Here is a 19,517-nt window from a genome sequence, read left to right on the forward strand (position 1 = left end):
AGTGCCACGGCGGGCGCGGGTGCCTCCGACATCTGGGGCCCGGGCGGCTTCGTGCCGATCGGGAGCTCGTCGGCGCAGTTCACCGGCCTGTTCGACGGCCGCGGCGGCGTGATCCGGGGGCTGACGATCAACCGGCCCGCCCTCGACAACGTCGGCCTGTTCGGCGTCACCGGCGCAGGCAGCCTCGTGCGCGGCATCGGCCTCGTCGGCGGCAGCGTGACGGGCAAGAGCAATGTCGGCGGCCTCGTCGGGAACACCAGTCGCGGCACCATTACCCAGGTCTACGCCAGCGGCAGCGTGACGGGAGGGAGCAATATCGGCGGCCTCGTCGGGTTCAGTTCCGGCATCATCACCCAGGCCTATGCCAGCGGCGGCGTGACGGGCGCCAGCTATGTCGGCGGCCTCGTCGGGGCCCATTTCGGCCTCGGCACCATCACCCAGACCTACGCCAGCGGCCGCGTGACGGGCACGAGCTATGTCGGCGGCCTCGTCGGGGCCGCCAATACCCCCATCATCGCGTCGTTCTGGGACACGGAGACCACCGGCCAGGGGACCAGCGCCGGGGGCATGGGCACCGGCCTGACCACCGCGTCGGCGCGCCAGGCACGGAGCTACGCGGGCTGGAGCTTCACGACGGATTGGTACCAGGCCGCGGACCTGCGTCCGATCGGGCGCTGGGAGGCGGCGCCGGCGGGCGCGGACGGCACCGCCATCATCACCAACCTGCACCAGCTGCAGCTGATGGGGACGAATCTCGCCGGCCGCTACCGGCTCGCCGCCGACATCGATGCCGGCGCGACGAAGGCGGCGGCGGGGGCCGACGCGAGCGGGGTGTTCGGCCCCGGCGGCTTCGTGCCGGTGGGCGATGACACCGCGCCGTTCAGCGGCAGCCTCGACGGCGCGGGCCACGTCGTCACCGGGCTGACCATCGCCCGGCCGAGCCAGGATGCTGTCGGCCTGATCGGCGCGCTCGCGTCGGGCGGCGGTCTCACGCGGATCGGGCTGGTCGGCGGCAGCGTCTCGGGCTCCAACAAGGTCGGCAGCCTCGTGGGTTCCAACGCCGGGACGCTCAGCCAAACCTACTCCACGGCGTCCGTCTCCGGCCACGGCCAGAGGGTCGGTGGCCTGGTCGGTCACAACGAAGGCACGATCAGCCAAGCCTACGCGACGGGCAGCGTGTCGGGCGACAGCACTGTCGGCGGCCTCGCGGGTGACAATTCCGGGACGATCAGCCAAGCCTACGCGACGGGCAGCGTGACGGGCGACAGCACTGTCGGCGGCCTCGTCGGGAACATCAATGGCGGCAGCATCCAGCAGACCTACGCCAGCGGCCGGGTGACCGGCGCAACCGGCGTGGGCGGTCTGCTGGGCAACGGCACCGGCAGCGTCTCGTCTTCCTTCTGGGACACGGAGACCACGGGTCAGGCGATCAGCGCCGGAGGAAGCGGCGCGACGGGTCTGACCACCGCGCAGGCCCGCCAGGCACGGAGCTACACCGGCTGGAACTTCATGGGTAACTGGTTCCAGATCGCGGATCTGCGTCCGATCGGGCGCTGGGAGGCGGCGCAGCCGGGGGCGGACGGCACCGCCCTCATCACCAACCCGCACCAGCTCCAGCTCGTCATCGCGAACCTCGCCGGGTCCTACGCCCTGGCCGCCGATCTCGACGCGAGCGCCACGGCGGGCGCGGGTGCCGCCGACATCTGGGGCGGGGGCGGCTTCGTGCCGCTCGGGACCGATGCGCTGCGGTTCAGCGGCGCCTTCGACGGCCGGGGGCACGTGATCTCCGGCCTGACCATCAACGCGCCGACCTCGGACTTCGTCGGCCTGTTCGGCGCGGTGAGCGCGGCCGGCCGCGTCGCCCGGATCGGCCTCGCCGGCAGCCGCATCACCGGCCGTGACAAGGTCGGCGCCCTCGCCGGCTCCAGCGACGGGACGATCCTCCAGGCCTCCGCAACCGGCCGCGTCTCGGGCGGCACCGGCGTCGGCGGGCTGGTGGGCAGCAGTTCCGGCCGCATCGCCCAGGTCTCCGCGACCGGGCCGGTCTCGGGCGCCGGCAGCGTCGGCGGGCTCGTCGGCGCGGTGACCGCCGGCACCCTCAGCCAAGCCTACGCGACCGGGGAGGTCACGGGCGGCGCCGATGTCGGCGGGCTCGTCGGCAGCAGCGGCGGCAGCATCGCCCAATCCTACGCGTCGGGGCCCGTGGTCGCGCTCGCGGACCCGTCCAAGGCCGGCGGCCTGGTCGGGACCGGCACCGGCAGCGTGACCTCCTCCTATTGGGACACGAACACGACCCTGCAGGCGAGCAGCGCCGGAGGAGGCACCGGCCTGACCACCGCGCAGGCCCGTCAGGCAGGGAGCTACGCGGGCTGGAACTTCACGACGGATTGGTACCAGACCGCGGACCTGCGTCCGATCGGGCGCTGGGAGGCGGCGCAGCCGGGGGCGGACGGCACCGCCCTCATCACCACCCTGCACCAGCTGCAGCTCGTCGCCGCGAACCTCGCCGGGTCCTACGCGCTCGGCGGCGATCTCGACGCGGGCGCCACCGCGGGCGCGGGTGCCTCCGACATCTGGGGCCCGGGCGGCTTCGTGCCGATCGGGAACTCGTCGGTGCGGTTCACGGGCCTGTTCGACGGCCGCGGCGGCGTGATCCGGGGGCTGACGATCAACCGGCCCGCCCTCGACAACGTCGGCCTGTTCGGCGTCACCGGCGCGGGCAGTCTGGTGCGCGGCATCGGCCTCGTCGGCGGCAGCGTGACGGGCAGGGGCAATGTCGGCGGCCTCGTCGGGTACAGTTCCGGCAGCATCACCCAGGCCTATGCCACCGGCAGCGTGACGGGCTCGTTCAATGTCGGCGGCCTCGTCGGGACCAATTTCGGCACCATCGCCCAGACCTCCGCGAGCGGCAGTGTGTCGGGCACGAACACTGTCGGCGGCCTCGTCGGGACCAGTTCCGGCAGCATCAGCCAAGCCTATGCCACTGGCCGCGTGACGGGCAGCGTCTATGCCGGCGGCCTCGTCGGTTACAATTTTCGCACCGGCAGCATCGCCCAATCCTACGCGTCGGGGCTCGTGGTCGCGCTCGCGGACCCGTCCAAGGCCGGCGGCCTGGTCGGGACCGGGACCGGCAGCGTGACCTCCTCCTATTGGGACACGAACACGACCCTGCAGGCGAGCAGTGCCGGAGGAGGCACCGGCCTGACCACCGCGTCGGCGCGCCAGGCAGGGAGCTACGCGGGCTGGAGCTTCACGACGGATTGGTACCAGGCCGGCGACCTGCGGCCGATCGGGCGCTGGGAGGCGGCGCCGGCGGGCGCGGACGGGGTGATCTCGATCGCCACCCTGCACCAGCTGCAGCTGATGGGGGCGAATCTCGCCGGCCGCTACCGGCTCGCCGCCGACCTCGACGCCGGCGCGACGACGAGGGCGGCGGCGGGGGCCGACGCGAGCGAGGTGTTCGGCCCCGGCGGCTTCGTGCCGGTGGGCGATGACACCGCGCCGTTCAGCGGCAGCCTCGACGGTGCGGGCCACGTCGTCACCGGGCTGACCATCGCCCGGCCGAGCCAGGATGCTGTCGGCCTGATCGGCAAGCTCGCGTCGGGGGGCGGTCTCACGCGGATCGGGCTGCTCGGCGGCAGCGTCTCGGGCGGCTCCGATGTCGGCAGCCTCGTGGGTTCCAACTTGGGGACGATCAGCCAAGCCTACGCGACGGGCAGCGTGTCTGGGGCGAGCAATGTCGGCAGCCTCGTGGGTTCCAACTTGGGGACGATCAGCCAAGCCTCCGCGACGGGCAGCGTGTCGGGCTCGAGCCAGGTCGGCGGCCTCGTCGGGTACAATTCTCGCGCCGGCTCGATCACCCAGGCCTACGCCAGCGGCAGCGTGACGGGCGACAGCACTGTCGGCGGCCTCGTCGGGGGCAGCGCTGGCGGCAGCATCCAGCAGACCTACGCCAGCGGCCGCGTGACCGGCGCAACCAGCGTGGGCGGTCTGCTGGGCTCCGGCACCGGCGGCGTCTCGTCGTCCTTCTGGGACAAGGAGACCACCGGTCAGGCGAGCAGCGCCGGAGGAGGCACCGGCCTGACCACCGCGCAGGCGCGCGACCAGGGCAGCTACGCGGGCTGGAACTTCACGACGGATTGGTACCAGGCCGCGGACCTGCGGCCGATCGGGCGCTGGGAGGCGGTGCCGGCGGGCGCGGACGGGGCGATCCCGATCGCCACCCTGCACCAGTTGCAGCTGGTTGCGACGAATCTCGCCGGCCGCTACCGGCTCGCCGCCGACCTCGACGCGCGCGCCACCGCGAGCACCAACGCCGCCGACCTCTGGGGCGGGGGGGGCTTCGTGCCGATCGGGGGCGGCTCGACCGGGTTCGCCGGCACCTTCGACGGCCGCGGCCATGTGATCGCCGGGCTCACGATCAACCGGCCGACCATGGAGACTGTCGGTCTGTTCAGTGTTGTGCAGAGCGGCGCGACGGTCTCCAATGTCGGTCTCGTCGGCGGCAGCGTAATGGGCGGCGACACTGTCGGCGGCCTCGCCGGGGGCAATTCCGGCCGCATCACCCAGGCCTACGTCACCGCCAGCGTAACCGGCGGCCGCACCGTCGGCGGCTTCGTCGGGACCAATTCCGGCACCATCGCTCAGGCCTACGCCGCCGGTAGCGTGACGGGCAGCAGCGCTGTCGGCGGCTTCGTCGGGAATAACTGGAATGGTCTCGTCACCCAGGCCTACGCCACCGCCAGCGTGACGGGCAACACCACTGTCGGCGGCTTCGCTGGAAGCAACAGGAGCACCCTCACCCAAGTCTATGCCACCGGCCGCGTGGCGGCCAACAACCTTTCCGGCGGCCTCGTCGCGTCCAGCAGTGGCACCGTCCTCGCGTCGTTCTGGGACACGGAGACCACCGGTCAGGCGAGCAGCGCCGGAGAAGGCACCGGTCTGACCACCGCGCAGGCGCGCGACCAGGGCAGCTACGCCGGCTGGAACTTCACGCGCGACTGGTACCAGGCCGGCGACCTGCGGCCGATCGGGCGCTGGGAGGCGGCGCGGCCGGGGGCGGACGGCATCGCGACCGTCACCAACCTGCACCAGCTCCAGCTCGTCAACGTGAATCTCGCCGGGTCCTACGCCCTGGCCGGCGATCTCGACGCGGGCGCCACGGCGGGCGCGACCACCTCCGACATCTGGGGCAGCGGCGGCTTCGTGCCGCTCGGCAATGGCATGGGCCCGTTCACCGGGCGCTTCGACGGCCGCGACCACCGCATCGCCGGCCTGACGATCAACGCGCCCTCGACCAGCTCGGCGGGCCTGTTCGGGATCATCGGTCCCACGGGCGAGGTCCGCAGCGTCGGGCTGGCCGGCGGCGGTGTCAGGGCGGCCAACGATGCCGGGGGCTTGGCCGGAGCCAACAAGGGCTTCGTCACCAAGGTCTTCGCCGACATCGATGCGTGCGCACCGAGCAGCGGCCGAGCGGGCGGTCTGGTCGGTTTCAACGATGAGTCGGGGGTGCTGCGCGCCGTCTACGCCACCGGCGCCGTGTCCGGCAGCGACATGATCGGCGGCTTGGTCGGCAGCAATACCGGGCTCGTCGTCCAGGCCTACGCCAGCGGTCCGGTGACCGCCGCGCTCGCCGCCGGCGGTCTGGTCGGCACCAACTCCGGCACCATCCAGCAGGCCTACGCGACCGGGAACGTCAGCGGCGGCTCCCCTCTCGACGCTCCCGTCGGCGGCCTGGTCGGCATCAACTTCGGCGCCATCCGGCAGACCTACGCGACCGGCCGCGTGACGGGATCCAGCACGCTCGGCGGCCTGGTCGGCAGCCTGCGATCCGGCGCCACCGTCACCGCCTCCTACTGGGACACGGAGGCCACCGGCCAGGCGACCAGCGCCGGGGGCATGGGCACCGGCCTGACCACCGCGCAGATGCTCGACACCCCCGGCACCGCCGGCGGGTTCACCGCCACCGCCACGGCGGTCGGATGGGATTTCACGACCGTCTGGGCGCGGCCGAACGCCTCCGCGGCCCAGTCGAGCGACGGCAAGACGCATACCGCCGAACTCTACGCCACCTCGGGCGTGGTGGCGCTCGATGCCTCGGTCAGCATGACCTACGGCGACACGCCGCCGACCGTCGCGCCGACCGTGTATGGGGCGGGGAGCGTCTTCGGCAACGTCGTGTCCGCGCTCCCGAGCTTGACCTCGAGCGTGACCGCGCAGAGCAATGCGGGAACCTACGCGATCGGCCAGTCCGGGGGCAGCGGCATCTCCTGGGGCGGGCGGACCACCCGGTTCGTCTCGCCCGGCTCGGTCACGGTGAACCCCAAGACGCTGACGGTGTCCCTGACCGGCAGCGTCACCAAGACCTACGACGGGAGCGCGAGCGCCAGCCTGACGGGGCTCGGCTTCGACCTCGGCCGCACCCGCATCGGCCAGGACGACGTCCAGGTCGCGGGGGCGAGCGCCTCCTACGCGGATGCCAAGGCCGGGACGGGCAAGGCGGTGACGGTGTCGGGCCTGACCCTGTCGGGGGCCGCGGCGGGCAATTACACGCTGGGCACCACGAACCAGGTCTCGGCGTCGATCGGCAGGATCGACAAGGCGACGCTGGCGGTCTCTCTGACCGGCGTGGCGCGCAAGACCTACGACGGCCGCACGAGCGCCGGCCTGACGGGGCTCGGCTTCGACCTCGGCAGCGGCCGCATCGGCCAGGACGACGTCCAGGTCGCGGGGGCGGGCGCGGTCTACGCGGACGCCAAGGCCGGGACGGGCAAGTCCGTGACGGTGTCGGGCCTGACCCTGTCGGGGGCGGATGCCGCCAACTACACGCTCGCCGCGCCCACGGTCTCGGCAGCGATCGGGACGATCGACAAGGCGACGCTGGCGGTGTCGCTGACCGGCTCGGCGCGCAAGACCTACGACGGCAGCGCGAGCGCCGGCCTGACGGGGCTCGGCCTCAACATCGTCAGCGGCCGCCTCGGCCAGGACGACGTCCAGGTCGCGGGGGCGAGCGCGGTCTACGCGGATGCCAAGGCCGGGCCGGGCAAGTCCGTGACGGTGTCGGGCCTGACCCTGTCGGGGGCGGATGCCGCCAACTACACCCTGGGCAGCACGAGCCAGGTCCAGGGTACGGTCGGCACGATCGACAAGGCGACGCTGACGGTGTCGCTGACCGGCGTGGCGCGCAAGACCTACGACGGCCGCGCGAGCGCCGGCCTGACGGGGCTCGGCTTCGACCTCGGCAGCGGCCGCATCGGCCAGGACGACGTCCAGGTCGCGGGGGCGAGCGCGGTCTACGCGGATGCCAAGGCCGGGACCGGCAAGGCGGTGACGGTGTCGGGCCTGACCCTGGCGGGGGTGGACGCGGACAACTACACGCTCGCCGCGCCCACGGTCTCGGCGGCGATCGGCACGATCGACAAGGCGACGCTGGCGGTGTCGCTGACCGGCGTGGCGCGCAAGACCTACGACGGCCGCGCGAGCGCCGGCCTGACGGGGCTCGGCTTCGACCTCGGCAGCGGCCGCCTCGGCCAGGACGATGTCCAGGTCGCGGGGGCGAGCGCCTCCTACGCGGATGCCAAGGCCGGGACGGGCAAGACGGTGACGGTGTCGGGCCTGACCCTGTCGGGGGCGGACGCGGACAACTACACGCTCGCCGCGCCCACGGTCTCGGCGGCGATCGGCACCATCGACAGGGCGACGCTGGCGGTCTCGCTCGGCGGCGCGGTGCGCAAGGTCTATGACGCGACGGTCGCGGCGACGGTGGCGCCGGGCCAGCTGAGCCTCGGCGGCGTGGTGGGCCAGGACGTCGTGCAGGCGTCGGGCCGCGCGGTCTACGCGGACGCGAAGGCCGGGACGGGCAAGTCCGTGACGGTGTCGGGCCTGACCCTGTCGGGGGCGGACGCGGACAACTACACGCTCGCCGCGCCCACGGCCTCGGCGTCGGTCGGCACGATCGACAAGGCGATGCTGACGGTGTCGCTGACCGGCGTGGCCCGCAAGACCTACGACGGCAGCGCGAGCGCCGGCCTGACGGGGCTCGGCTTCGACCTCGGCAGCAGCCGCCTCGGCCAGGACGATGTCCAGGTCGCGGGAGCGAGCGCGGTCTACGCGGATGCCAAGGCCGGGCCGGGCAAGTCCGTGACGGTGTCGGGCCTGACCCTGTCGGGGGCGGATGCCGCCAACTACACGCTGGGCAGCACGAGCCAGGTCCAGGGTACGGTCGGCACGATCGACAAGGCGACGCTGGCGGTGTCGCTGACCGGCTCGGCCAGCAAGACCTACGATGGCCGCGCGAGCGCCGGTCTGACGGGGCTCGGCTTCGACCTCGGCAGCAGCCGCCTCGGCCAGGACGATGTCCAGGTCGCGGGGGCGAGCGCCTCCTACGCGGATGCCAAGGCCGGGACGGGCAAGTCCGTGACGGTGTTGGGCCTGACCCTGTCGGGGGCGGACGCGGACAACTACACGCTCGCCGCGCCCACGGTCTCGGCGGCGATCGGCACCATCGACAGGGCGACGCTGGCGGTCTCGCTGACCGGCGCGGCCCGCAAGACCTACGACGGCAGCACGGCCGCGACGCTGAGCGCCGCGAACTACGCGCTCACCGGCCTCGTCCCCGGCGACGCGGTCTCGGTCGCGGGCAGCGCGGTCTACGCGGATGCCAAGGCCGGGACGGGCAAGCTGGTGACGGCGTCGGGCCTGACCCTGTCGGGCGCGGATGCGGGCAACTACACGCTGGGCTCCGCGACCGAGATCTCGGCGGCCCTCGGCACCATCGACAGGGCGACGCTGGCGGTCGCGCTCACCGGCGCGGTGCGCAAGACCTACGACGGCAGCGCGCTCGCGATGCTGGGCGCCGGGAACTTCGCGCTCGCGGGCCTCGTCGCAGGCGATGCCGTCACGGTCTCGGGCGCGGGTGGCACCTACGACACCGGGAATGCCGGGACGAACAAGCTGGTGCGCGCGAGCGGCCTCTCGCTCGCGGGCGCCGATGCGGGCAATTACGTCCTGGAGCGGACCTCCCTGTCCGGCGGGATCGGCACGATCGACCCGGCCACGCTGACGGCCTCCCTCCGGGGCAGCGTGAGCAAGACCTATGATGGCTCGACCGCCGCGATCCTGGCCGCCGGCAATTATGCCCTGGGGGGTGTGGTCGGGGCCGACGAGGTCAACTTGGTGTGGCCGGCGAACGGTGTTTACGACACCAAGGACGCCGGCACGGGCAAGACCGTGAGCGTGTCCGGCATCGCGCTCGCGGGCTCGGCGGCGGGCAATTACGTCCTGGCGCAGACCTCGCTGTCGGCCGCGATCGGCAGGATCCTGCCCGCTCCGTTGACGGTCACGGCCGGCAACGCCGCCAAGACCTACGACGGGCGGGTCTATTCGGGCGGGAACGGCGTGTCGTACGCGGGCCTGGTCGGTGGCGAGGATGCCTCCGTGCTCGGCGGCAGCCTGACCTATGGCGGGCCGGCTCAGGGGGCGCGGAGCGCCGGCAGCTACGCGATCACGCCCGCCGGCCTGACCTCCGGCAACTATGCCATCACCTACGCACCCGGCACCCTCACGGTGACCAAGGCTCCGCTGACGGTGACGGCCAACGGCCTGAGCAAGACCTACGACGGGCAGGCCTACTCGGGCGGGAACGGCGTAACCTACGCGGGCCTGATCGGTGGTGAGGACGCCTCGGTGCTCGCCGGCAGCCTGACCTATGGCGGGTCTGCCCAGGGGGCGCGGAACGCCGGCAGCTACGCGATCACGCCCGCCGGCCTGACCTCCGGCAACTACGCCATCACCTACGCACCCGGCACCCTCACGGTGACCAAGACCCCGCTGACGGTGACGGCCAACGGCCTGAGCAAGACCTACGACGGGCAGGCCTTCTCGGGCGGGAACGGCGTGTCGTACGCGGGCCTGGTCGGTGGCGAGGAGGCCTCCGTGCTCGGCGGCAGCCTGACCTACGGTGGGTCGGCTCAGGGGGCGCGGAACGCCGGCACCTACGCGATCACGCCCGCCGGCCTGACCTCCGGCAACTACGCCATCAGCTACGCACCCGGCACCCTCACGGTGACCAAGGCTCCGCTGACGGTGACGGCCGGCAATGACGCCAAGACCTATGACGGGCGGGCCTATTCGGGCGGGAACGGCGTGTCGTACGCGGGCCTGGTCGGTGGTGAGGACGCCTCGGTGCTCGGCGGCAGCCTGACCTATGGCGGGTCGGCCCAGGGCGCCCGGAATGCCGGCAGCTACGCGATCACGGCCGCCGGCCTCACCTCCGGCAACTATGGCATCACCTTCGTCGAGGGCATCCTCACGGTCGCGCCGCGGCCGCTGACCGTCGCCGCCGATGCCCAGAGCCGAGCCTCCGGCCAGCCCAACCCCGTCCTCACCTACGCGGTGTCGGGACTCGGGCTGGTGGGCGGCGATGGCCTGGCGGGCCAGCTCGCCACCCCGGCGACGCCGGACAGCGCACCCGGCTCCTATCCGATCACCCAAGGTACGCTGGCCGCATCACCCGACTACGCGCTCACCTTCCTGAATGGCACCCTGACCGTGACGGAAGCGGTCGCGGCGGCCGGGTCCGCGCCGCCGGTCGGTTCGCCCGTCACCGCCAGCACCGTGACCCAGGTTCTGACCCTCAATCAGAGCCTGACGCCCTACACTCCGCCGGTCTTCCAGGGGGCGGGCCTGACCAGCTCCCAGGGAAGCCCGCTCAGCGATCCGCGCTTCGACACGCCCGTCGCCTGCCTGAGCCAGGCCGCCTGCTACATCACCCCGGCGGCCCCCCAGACCGGCTCCTCCTCCGCCGGCCGATGAGGATCCGGCGGAGTTAGGCCCGGAGAGGCCGCCGGCGCGTGCGGCGGCCTGGCGCCTCCTCCGCGACGGAGGAAGCGGCCGGTGAGCCTGCCCCGCTCCGGGGGGCGGGCTCCCGTCATCCTTCACCGCGTCGGCCGACGAGTCGCCCACGCGGTCGATCGCGTTGCCTCGCCGAGCGCGGGGCGGCTCCCTGCGCCCTTGGAGCATTGCCCGATGTCGTTCCTGTCCTCCCTGCCGTCGCGCGGCATGGTTCTGCTGGCCCTCGCATTGTCCTCCGGCCCGATCTCCGGCGGGGCCGCCGCGCAGCCGGCGCAAGGCAAGCCCGCCGCCCCGGCCCAAGCGGCGCCCGCCTCCGTGCCGGAGGAGCCGGGCCTGACCACCGCCACCTTCGCCGACTGGGTGCTGCGCTGCCAGCGCCTCGTGGACGGGGAGAAGACGACGCGGCTGTGCGAGGTCGCGCAAGCGGTCCAGATCCAGGGCCAGGCCGCGCCGGTCGCCCAGGTGGCGATCGGCCGCGTGCCCGGCGAGGACGGCCTGCACGTGACCGCCGTGCTGCCGGTCAATGCGAGCTTCGCCTCCGGAGTCCGCCTGGCCGGGGAGGACAAGGACGGGAAGGACGGGGGAGCGCTGGACATGGCCTGGCGGCGCTGCCTGCCCGGCGCCTGCGCGGCGGAGGGGCCGGCCAAGGACGACGTCCTGAAGCGGTGGCGCGGGCCGATCGAGGCGAGCCGGCTGACGTTCAAGGATGCGGCCGGGCGGGAGGTCGCGGTGCCGATCTCCCTGCGCGGCCTGAGCCAGGCCCTCGACGCGCTGGCCAAGGAGCGCTCCTGAGCATCATTCGCCGAAGCGGTCACCGGTTCGGCGGCAAAAATCATGCGAAAACAAGAATCTCAGCAGAATTGCGCCATGCAGTTCTGCTGAGCGCCGAGCGGGCCGCTCGCACCGGGCCGCAGCCGGACGCGGTCCGCCTCGTCCCGTCCCTCCTCGCGCGGGGGTGCGTCGGGCCGGGGACGCGACCCGCCAAACGGAACGGGAGGGCCGAAGCCCTCCCGCGATCGTGTCAGCGTCCGAGGAAAATGGAGGCCAGTCGCTGGAACAGCCCCTTCGGCGGAGGCGGTGGGGGCGGCGGAGGTGCCGCTGGCTGCTCCGGACGGTTTCCTGTCTAGGAAACGTTGGCGGCGAAGGGGTGCTGCGCCGTCTTGTACTGCTGCGTGACCTCGGCGGCCGTCGGCTTGCCCTGGATGGCGCGCTGGATCGACAGCTTCGTGGCCTCGTAGTTGTACTTCTCGATCTTCGCGTCGTCCGCCGCTTCCCAGTGGATGAACACGCCGACCAGGATGTACAGGTCGTCGGCCTCGCTCGCCGGGATGATGCCCTCGGCCACGCAATCCTGCACGGCCTTGGCCACCGCGTGCTGCGCGGGGCCGAACATCTGCACCGCCTGGCGGGCGTCGTTGATCGTCACCTTGTTGAACAGCAGCGTGTTCGGCTTGCACGGCAGGTTCGGAGCCACCACCGCGAGCAGGCTGGTGAAGCCGTGCTTGTTGTTGGTGAGGCTGTTGCAGAAGGCCGTCTCGGCGGCGCTGCCGCGCGGGCCGATGATGAGGTCGATGTGGGCGACCTCGTTGCCGTCGCCGACGAGGGCTTCGCCCACCAGCACCTTGTTGATCGTCGCCATGCGGGGTTTCTCCCAGGAGTCAAAACGATGAGCCGCCCACGAAACAGGCGCGGCTGGAAGCGCGCCATCCTTGTTACGGCGTCCGGCCCTGCGGCCGAACCGGTTCCCGGATAGCGGGGCGGACCCTACAGCGGTGCCGGATCGCGAACAAGCCGCCAACCTCGCCGGGTGCGGCCATTTTCGACGATAAAAAAGGCATTGGCAGGTAAGGGCTTTCGACTTTTTGGCAGGTTGCCTTCCCCTGCGGTCAACCTGCCGAAACTTGGTCGCCTCTGAGCTGCATCAGCGCATCAAGGAACAGGGTCGCGACTGTCAGGTCGGCGCTCGTGCCCGGGTTGAGACCATCCTGCTTCAGGCGCCGATCATGGGCGAGGAGCACCGGGACGGCGGATTCTCCGAGGATGACGGTTCCGAGGGCGGCCTGCGCCTCCCGCCGCACGCGCTCGGCGCGCTCCGGCCCGAACTTGCGGGCGATGTGGCTGTCGGGAAAGCCCGTCAGGAAGGCGAGGTGGACGGCCGTGGCGGTCCAGGGCGGGGCGAGGCTCTCCGCGCGCGCGCGGGCGAGGGCCGGGAGCCCCGTCCCGAACAGGTCCTCGAACCCCGTCACGTAGGCGCGGGCGATGCGGTCGCGCCCCGCCGCCTCTGCCATGGCGGCGAGGAGCGGCGGCGGATCGCCCCCGCCCGCGACGTCGTGGCGGGCAGCGCGCCCGAGGCCGCCCGGATTGGCGCGCCGGATCGCCGCGAAGACGCCCGCCGCGTCGCGCCCGTCGAGCTCCGCCAGCACCGCCGCGAGGGCGTCGCGCAGCGGGCCGGTCCGCTCGGCCGCGGCGGCGAGGGGCGCGCAGAGCAGGACGATGCCCAGGTTGGTGTTCTGGCCGACCGCCGCGACCGTCGCCGCGACCGCCGCCTCGACCCGCTCCCCGACCCGCCGGCCGGGCGCCGCGAGGGGGCCGGCGGAGAAGGCGGCGCTGCGCTCGAAATCGGCCAGCGTCATGCGGTGGCCCTCGGCGAAGACGTGGACGTTGCCGGGCTTCAGCGCCGCGAGCTCCGCCCGGCAGGCGCCGCGATAGGCGGCGGCGATCGCATCCGGCTGCAGGGCCGGCTCCATCAGCCCTGCGCCACCAGGCGCGGCGGCGGGGCGGTCCGCGCCCGCACGGCCGCCAGGAAGCCGCGCGCGACCGTCTCGGCGATGTCGATCCCGGTGACCTGCTGCAGCCCCGACCAGGCCGGCATGCTGTTGACCTCCAGCACCAGGAAGCCGCCCTCCCCGTCCTCGACCAGGTCGACGCCCGTATAGGCCACGCCGACCGCGCCGGCGGCGGCCTCCGCCAGCTCCGCGGCGCGGGGCGGGACGGTCCAGGGCAGCGGCCGCCCGCCCCGGTGGACGTTGGTGATCCAGCCGTCGCCCTGCCGGATCATGCCCGCGACGGCGCGTCCGTCGCAGACGAAGACCCGGTAATCCTGCCACGCCCCGTCCCGCCGGGCGATGTAGCGCTGCAGGTAGTAGACGCGCCCGACCAGCTCCTCGGGGGGCAGCTCGTCCGGGGCGGCGATCAGCTGCAGGCCCTCGCCCTGCGAGCCGAACAGGGGCTTGAGCACGAGGGGGCGGCCGGGGCCGGCCTCGCGGGCGACGAGGGCGGCGGCGGCCTCGCGGCGCGACAGCACGAAGGTCTCGGGCGTCGGCACGCCGTGGCGGGCGAGCAGCAGGCTCGTCATCGCCTTGTCGACGGAGCGCTCGATGGCGGCGGGGCTGTTCCAGACCACGGTCCCGGCGGCGACGAGGGCGTGGAGCGCGCCGAGGCGCATCGTGGTGGCCTCGAAGGTGCCCCCCGCGATGGTGCGCAGCAGGACCCCGTCCGGGAGGCGGTCGCCGAAGCCCGGCACGCGCAGGGGCTCGGGACGACCCGTCTCCACGGTGACGTCGGCGAGGGAGAACAGCACCGGCTCGGCGCCGAGCCGCGTCAGCGCCGCCAGCAGGCGCCCCTTGTGCCAAGCGCCGTTATCGGCCGCGAGCCCGATGCGCATCCGAGACGTCTCCAGGTTGACGGGGCCGGGACCGGCGCCCGACCCGGCGGCCCGCTCGATCCGACATCCGGCGGATTGCTGCGCCATGCGGATGTCGACTTCGCTCACGCGCCGCGCGTGTCGTACCAAATCCGCTCGCCAAATCCGCTCGATTCCATCGGGATGGCGGCTTTGGGCTTCGCTCAAGCGCCGCGCGGGCGTGTCGGACGCTGTCCGGGCGTGATCGTCCGGACAGCGTCTGAGGCGCCCGGGCCGTGCAGGGCGAGGGCCGCCTCAGGCGAAGGACCGCTCCACCAGCTCCGGCACCAGCCTCCCGGCGCGGTGGCTGGTGCCGCTGAGGAGCGAGGTCACCACCACCTCGGCCGGGCTGAACAGGTGCTTGTCGATCGCGTAGAAGTCGCCGTTGAAGCGCGCGAAGATCTCCGCGAAGGGCGCGCCGTGGTCGCGCGAGGTGGTGCTCGGCAGGGCCTCGGCGAGGCCCCTGGCCTCGGCGTCGTCGGCCTCGACGAAGAGCTGCACCCGGCCGCCATAGATGATGGCGTCGTTGGTGCGGCCCATCGCCTGGATGAAGTCCGGGTGGGGCGGGCTCAGGGGCGCGGCCCCGATGCCGTCGACGACCTTCGCGAGGTCGAACCCCACCGAATGCGCCTTGTGCAGGGCGACCTCGAGCACCCGGGCGACGACCTGGGTGGCGCCCGCGAGGCTCTGGGTCGGCGCGTAGATGAAGGTCACGGCGTCCGGCGTCACGCCCGCGGCCTCGGCCACCTTGGCGACCACGGAGGCGGGCGGCGCGCTCGCCGATTCGAGCACGAGGGCGATCTGCGCGGCGTGGTCCCTGTAGTGCAGCTCCTCGAACAGGTGCTCCGCCGCCGCCGCGGCCCGGCCGGGCCCGGAGCCGAGTGCGAAGAAGCCCGAGGAGCCGCCCTCGTCCGCGAGGCTCCAGCCTGCATATTGGCTGCCGAGGCAGGCGAGGACCGGATCGGCGCTGTGCACCGTGACCGTGACGGGCCAGGCCGCGACCGGGCCGGCGGGCGCGATCGTCACCGTGCCGAGACCCCCGAGGCAGATCTCGGCGATGCGCCGGCCGGCCTCGATCGAGCCGCGCGCCTGCGCGCCCGCGTCGACGAGGCGGGCCTCGCCGCTCTTCGCCGAGACGGACAGGCGCAGCTTGGCGGCGTCGGCGACCAGGGCCTCGACGAGCGGCGTCGCCAGGGCGTTCACGCTCGGGCGGACGGTGGTGGAACTCATGAACGATCTCCCTCGGGGGCGATGAGCGCCCGCACGGCATCGGCTCGGAATCGGACCTCGCTCAGGGCCGCCCGGGCGTCGGCCCCCTCGGCCCGCACCGTGCAGATCGGCGCCCCGGCGGGGATCCGGCTGCCGGCCGGCGGCCGGTCCATCACGAAATCCGGCCAGGCCACGGACGGCACCAGCGGGATCGGCCATGGGGCGTAACAGATCTGCGTGGCGGCCGCATCTACCGGAAGGGCCAGGGTCCCGCCGAGGCGGCCCGCCCAGGCCTCGACGTGCCGGGCGAGGAGCGGCTCCTCCCGCCGGTCGAGGATGTCGAGGGTGGCGCCCGGGCGCGGATTCACCTCGACCAGCCACCAGTCGGACCCCTCCACCACCAGGTCGGCGCTGGCGAGGCCGCGCAGGCCCGTCTCGGCCACGAGCGCCGCGAGCGCCGCCGCGGCCGCCTCGCGCACGCCCGCCGGCATGCCGCCCGGATCGACGGCGCCCGCGTAGCGGAACGGGCGCGCGGGCGTCGGGTCGGCCCATTGGGCGGTGTCGGCGACGACGCGCAGGTCGCGCCCGTCGGCCAGCACGGTCAGGGAGCGCGCCGTGCCGGGCACGAGGCGCTGCAGGTAGGCGCCCCGCGGCAGGGGGCCGGCCGGCGCCGGGCGGACGTGGCCGCCGCCCGAGGCGCCGCGGCGCTTGAGCAGCCAGCCGCGCGGGTCGTCCACCGGCGCGAGGGCGATCTCCGGGTGCGGGATGCCGCAGCGGGCGCAGAGGGCGGCGAGCCGCGCCGGGTGCTTGAGGGCCGCGACGGTGTCGGGCGCGGCGCCGATCAGGCGGTGGCGCAAGGCGAGGTCGCGCATCAGGGCGGGCGAGCCCTCGAAGCCGCTGCCGAGGACGAGGCCGAGGGGATCGCCGGCCTCGGCCGCGAGGGCCGCGAGGGCCTCGACGAGGGCGGCGCCGCGCGGACCCGTGCCGAACCGGCCGGGGACGCGCCGGTAGCCGGCGGCGAGGTCGCGCGTGTCCGCGTCCCCGAACAGGTCGGCCACGTAGGGAAGCAGCCCGGCCCGCCGCGCCGCCGCCGCGAGCGCCCGGCCGGACTGGGCGGCGATCAGGATCGCGCCGCCGGCGCGGGGAAGAGGGGGAGCGGGATCGGTGGGCAAGGAAACGGGGCAATAAAACGGGGCAAGGAAACGGGGGTTCTCTGGAAGCCCCACCCCGCGGGCCGTGGTGGGCGCGCCGGCGACGCTCGCAGCACTCCGCCCGGTCCGGGCGACCGACGCCGCGGATCCCCGTTCGGCGTGTTCGAGCCTCGCCAGGGCGCCGAGCTCAGCACGAGGCGGTCGAGACTGCCAGTCCCCGGCGCGCGGGAGCGTCCCTCAGCCGGCGATCTCCACCGCCAGCCGGTACGCGTCGCGGAAATCGAGGCAGAGCGGCTCGGAGGAGGCCAGCATGCGGCGGAACAGGCCGGCCTGGGTCCTGTACTTCACGTCCCCGACCGCGAGCGCCCCGATCCCGACGCCCCGCCCGGAGGGGAGCGGCGCGCAGGCGGCGTTGACGTCGATGCCGGCGATGCCGGCGGGCGGCACGGCGTTCACGTCGGAGGCGACTTTCAGCTTCGGGGCGTGGTCCAGATCCTCCGCCGACAGGATCGCGACGCCGGCCGGCCCCGCCGAGAGGATCACGTCGGCCTGCGCGATGGCGGCGCGGCGGGCCTCGCCGCCGGCCCCGTCCACCGCCTCGACGTCGATGTCGAAGCGCCACTTCATGGTCGCGGCGATCTTGCTCACCCGCTCCTGCCCGTCATGGCCGACCAGGACCGGGCGGGCGCCCTCGATGGCGCCGATCACCGCCGCCACGTAGGCCACCACGCCGGCCCCGCCGAAGATCACGATGCGCTGGCCCGGCAGGCCCTCGCCGAACCGGTCGCGCAGGGCCTTGTTCACCTGCGCCACCATCGCGGCGCCCGTGGTGAAGGAGCCGGCCGGATCCGCGAAGACGTGGTTGACGAAGGGCGGCACGAAGGCCTTGCGGGCCCGGTCGACCATGTCGAGGGCGTCCTCGGCGTTCTTGCCGGCGATGAAGAGGCCGGTGCGCGCCCCGTCCTGCGGCGCCCGCGAGAAGATCGAATCCTGCACCAGCGGCCCGACCTCGGTCAGCGTCACGCCCGTGTAGGCCGTCACCACCTCGAACCCCGCATCGACCGCCATGTTCACGTCGAACGGGCTCATGTGCTTCAGCGGCGTCAGCATGTGAAGGATCGAACGGGCCATGGCGCGGATCTCCTCCGTGGTCTGTCCTAGGGTCGTCTCGGCCATTCCCAACAGGCCGAGCCGGCCACGACGGCCTCTGCCGGGGCCTGTGCCGCCCCCGTGCCGGGAACGACTGCTAGTTTGCCCCGCCCCCCGTTGATAGACCTTTTCTGACCGGAGCGGACCCCGACCATCGTCCGCCCTCATCGGTCCGGCGCTCACGCCTGCGCGGGGGCCGGCTCCCGCGTGACCGCGGCGCCGCGGTTGCGTCCGCGCGCGACGAGCAGCGTCAGGCCCGGGTGGCTCCGCCGCAGCCGGGCGGCCAGCGCCTCCGCCTCGGCGGCCGAGCCCAGGAGGGCGAAGCCGGTCGGCCCCCAGGAGCTCTGGCCGAAGCCGGCGATGCCGAGCGCCTCGATCTCCGCGAGGGCGGCGGCGACCGCGCGGCTGGCGAAGCGCCCGCCCTGATGGGGGGCGAAGTAGTCGCCGATGCGCCGCTGGATCTCGGTGATGCCGCGGCCGAAGGGCTCGATCGTGCCGGCGACGGCGGCGGGCAGCACCTGCATCAGCACGATGCGGCAGATCTCGGCCGCCTCCCCGGCCGGGAAGCGCGGCAGGGCCTGGAACGCGTGCCGCTCCTGCGCCCCGTGCACCCCGGTCTCGGCCGGATCGAGCAGGAGCAGGATCCGCCACGCCTCCGGGTAGGGCAGGCGCGCCACGATCGGCGGCGGGGCGCCGCCCGCGTCGCGCCCGCCATCCACGATCAGCCCGCCGGTGACGAAGGCCGCGAGGCCCACGCCCGAGCGGTTGCCCCGGTCGAGCGCGTCGGCGAACGCGGCCGGCGCGAAGGGCGCCCCGTGCAGGGCGGCGAGGCCGGCCGCGACGCTGAGCGCGAGCTGGGTGCCCGAGCCGAAGCCCGCATGGGCCGGGATGCCCGCGCGGAGCCGGAAGGCGCCCGCCGCCGGCACGCCGATCTGCCGGGCCGCCGCCTCGGCGTAGCGGCGGATGCGCTCGCGCTCCGGGGCGAGGGCGGCCCCGTCGGCCTCGACCGCGAGGTCGGGCGCGGCGGCGACGGTCAGGTCGATGGACGGCGCGTCCACGGCGACGCCGATGCTGCCGAAGCGCCGGCCGAGGCCGCCGTGGAGATCAAGGAAGCCGAAATGCAGCCGGGCCGGCGCGTGCACCCGCACCATCTCCCGCCCTGTGCCCGCCCGATCCGCCAACCCGAACCCCTGCCTGATCCCGCAGCCCGCCGAACCGGCCGGTCCCGCGAAGGGCCGGCGCGCGCGAGGGCGAATCCGGGACTCTGCAGCGCAGTGTCCCATACCGCGCCCCCGGAGGGCAACGCAGCTGCGCATGTGAAATTCGGCGGCCGCGCCGCCCGGACTTTCGGGGGGTCTTGCCTGCGCCGAGGGCGGGATGCAAACGTCGGCCGCGGCGCGGGGCAGACCGTGCCGCGGCATCCGCGCGAGGCGGCGACCGCGCGGGGCGGCGACCGACGCCGCCGCGGATCCCTG

Annotated in this window: 9 protein-coding genes; 2 read left to right on the forward strand and 7 right to left on the reverse strand. The window is 73.8% G+C overall.

From position 1 onward, the window contains the following. Positions 1-51: 51 nt before the first annotated feature. Both MET2598_RS0133735 and MET2598_RS0133740 read left to right on the forward strand, forming a co-directional pair. Positions 52-10,812, forward strand: a complete 10,761-nt coding sequence (locus MET2598_RS0133735) for a YDG domain-containing protein (protein WP_157182314.1) — start codon at positions 52-54, stop codon at positions 10,810-10,812. A 213-nt stretch (positions 10,813-11,025) separates the two neighbouring features. Next, entirely contained in the window at positions 11,026-11,643 is a 618-nt protein-coding gene (locus MET2598_RS0133740; RefSeq protein ID WP_018263826.1) for an invasion associated locus B family protein, read from the forward strand. A gap of 331 nt (positions 11,644-11,974) precedes the next feature. Here the strand turns inward: MET2598_RS0133740 and fae are convergent, their stop codons facing one another. From fae to MET2598_RS0133775, 7 genes are all read right to left on the reverse strand, one after another. Then, positions 11,975-12,490, reverse strand: coding sequence for a formaldehyde-activating enzyme (gene fae / locus MET2598_RS0133745; RefSeq protein ID WP_012335449.1), 516 nt, complete (start codon positions 12,488-12,490; stop codon positions 11,975-11,977). Positions 12,491-12,737: 247 nt separating this feature from the next. Continuing rightward, complete coding sequence (locus MET2598_RS0133750) at positions 12,738-13,598, reverse strand: triphosphoribosyl-dephospho-CoA synthase (RefSeq protein ID WP_018263827.1); 861 nt, start codon at positions 13,596-13,598, stop codon at positions 12,738-12,740. Further along, complete coding sequence (locus tag MET2598_RS0133755) at positions 13,598-14,515, reverse strand: ATP-grasp domain-containing protein (RefSeq protein ID WP_018263828.1); 918 nt, start codon at positions 14,513-14,515, stop codon at positions 13,598-13,600. The genes MET2598_RS0133750 and MET2598_RS0133755 overlap by 1 nt, the downstream gene beginning before the upstream one ends. A gap of 273 nt (positions 14,516-14,788) precedes the next feature. After that, positions 14,789-15,763 carry a methenyltetrahydromethanopterin cyclohydrolase gene (gene mch, locus MET2598_RS0133760; RefSeq protein ID WP_012335446.1) on the reverse strand — a complete coding sequence of 325 codons (975 nt, stop codon included), beginning with the start codon at positions 15,761-15,763 and terminating at the stop codon, positions 14,789-14,791. After that, complete coding sequence (locus MET2598_RS0133765) at positions 15,760-16,914, reverse strand: ATP-grasp domain-containing protein (RefSeq protein WP_012335445.1); 1,155 nt, start codon at positions 16,912-16,914, stop codon at positions 15,760-15,762. Before MET2598_RS0133765 ends, mch begins: the two co-directional genes overlap by 4 nt. Before the next feature lie 216 nt (positions 16,915-17,130). Further along, complete coding sequence (locus MET2598_RS0133770) at positions 17,131-18,024, reverse strand: NAD(P)-dependent methylenetetrahydromethanopterin dehydrogenase (RefSeq protein WP_018263829.1); 894 nt, start codon at positions 18,022-18,024, stop codon at positions 17,131-17,133. Positions 18,025-18,221: 197 nt separating this feature from the next. Beyond that, positions 18,222-19,193 (reverse strand): beta-ribofuranosylaminobenzene 5'-phosphate synthase family protein, encoded by a 972-nt coding sequence (locus tag MET2598_RS0133775; protein WP_018263830.1) that lies wholly within the window; start codon positions 19,191-19,193, stop codon positions 18,222-18,224. Positions 19,194-19,517 lie beyond the last annotated feature (324 nt).

The sequence above is a fragment of the Methylobacterium sp. WSM2598 genome (assembly GCF_000379105.1).
Classification (GTDB): Bacteria; Pseudomonadota; Alphaproteobacteria; order Rhizobiales; family Beijerinckiaceae; genus Methylobacterium.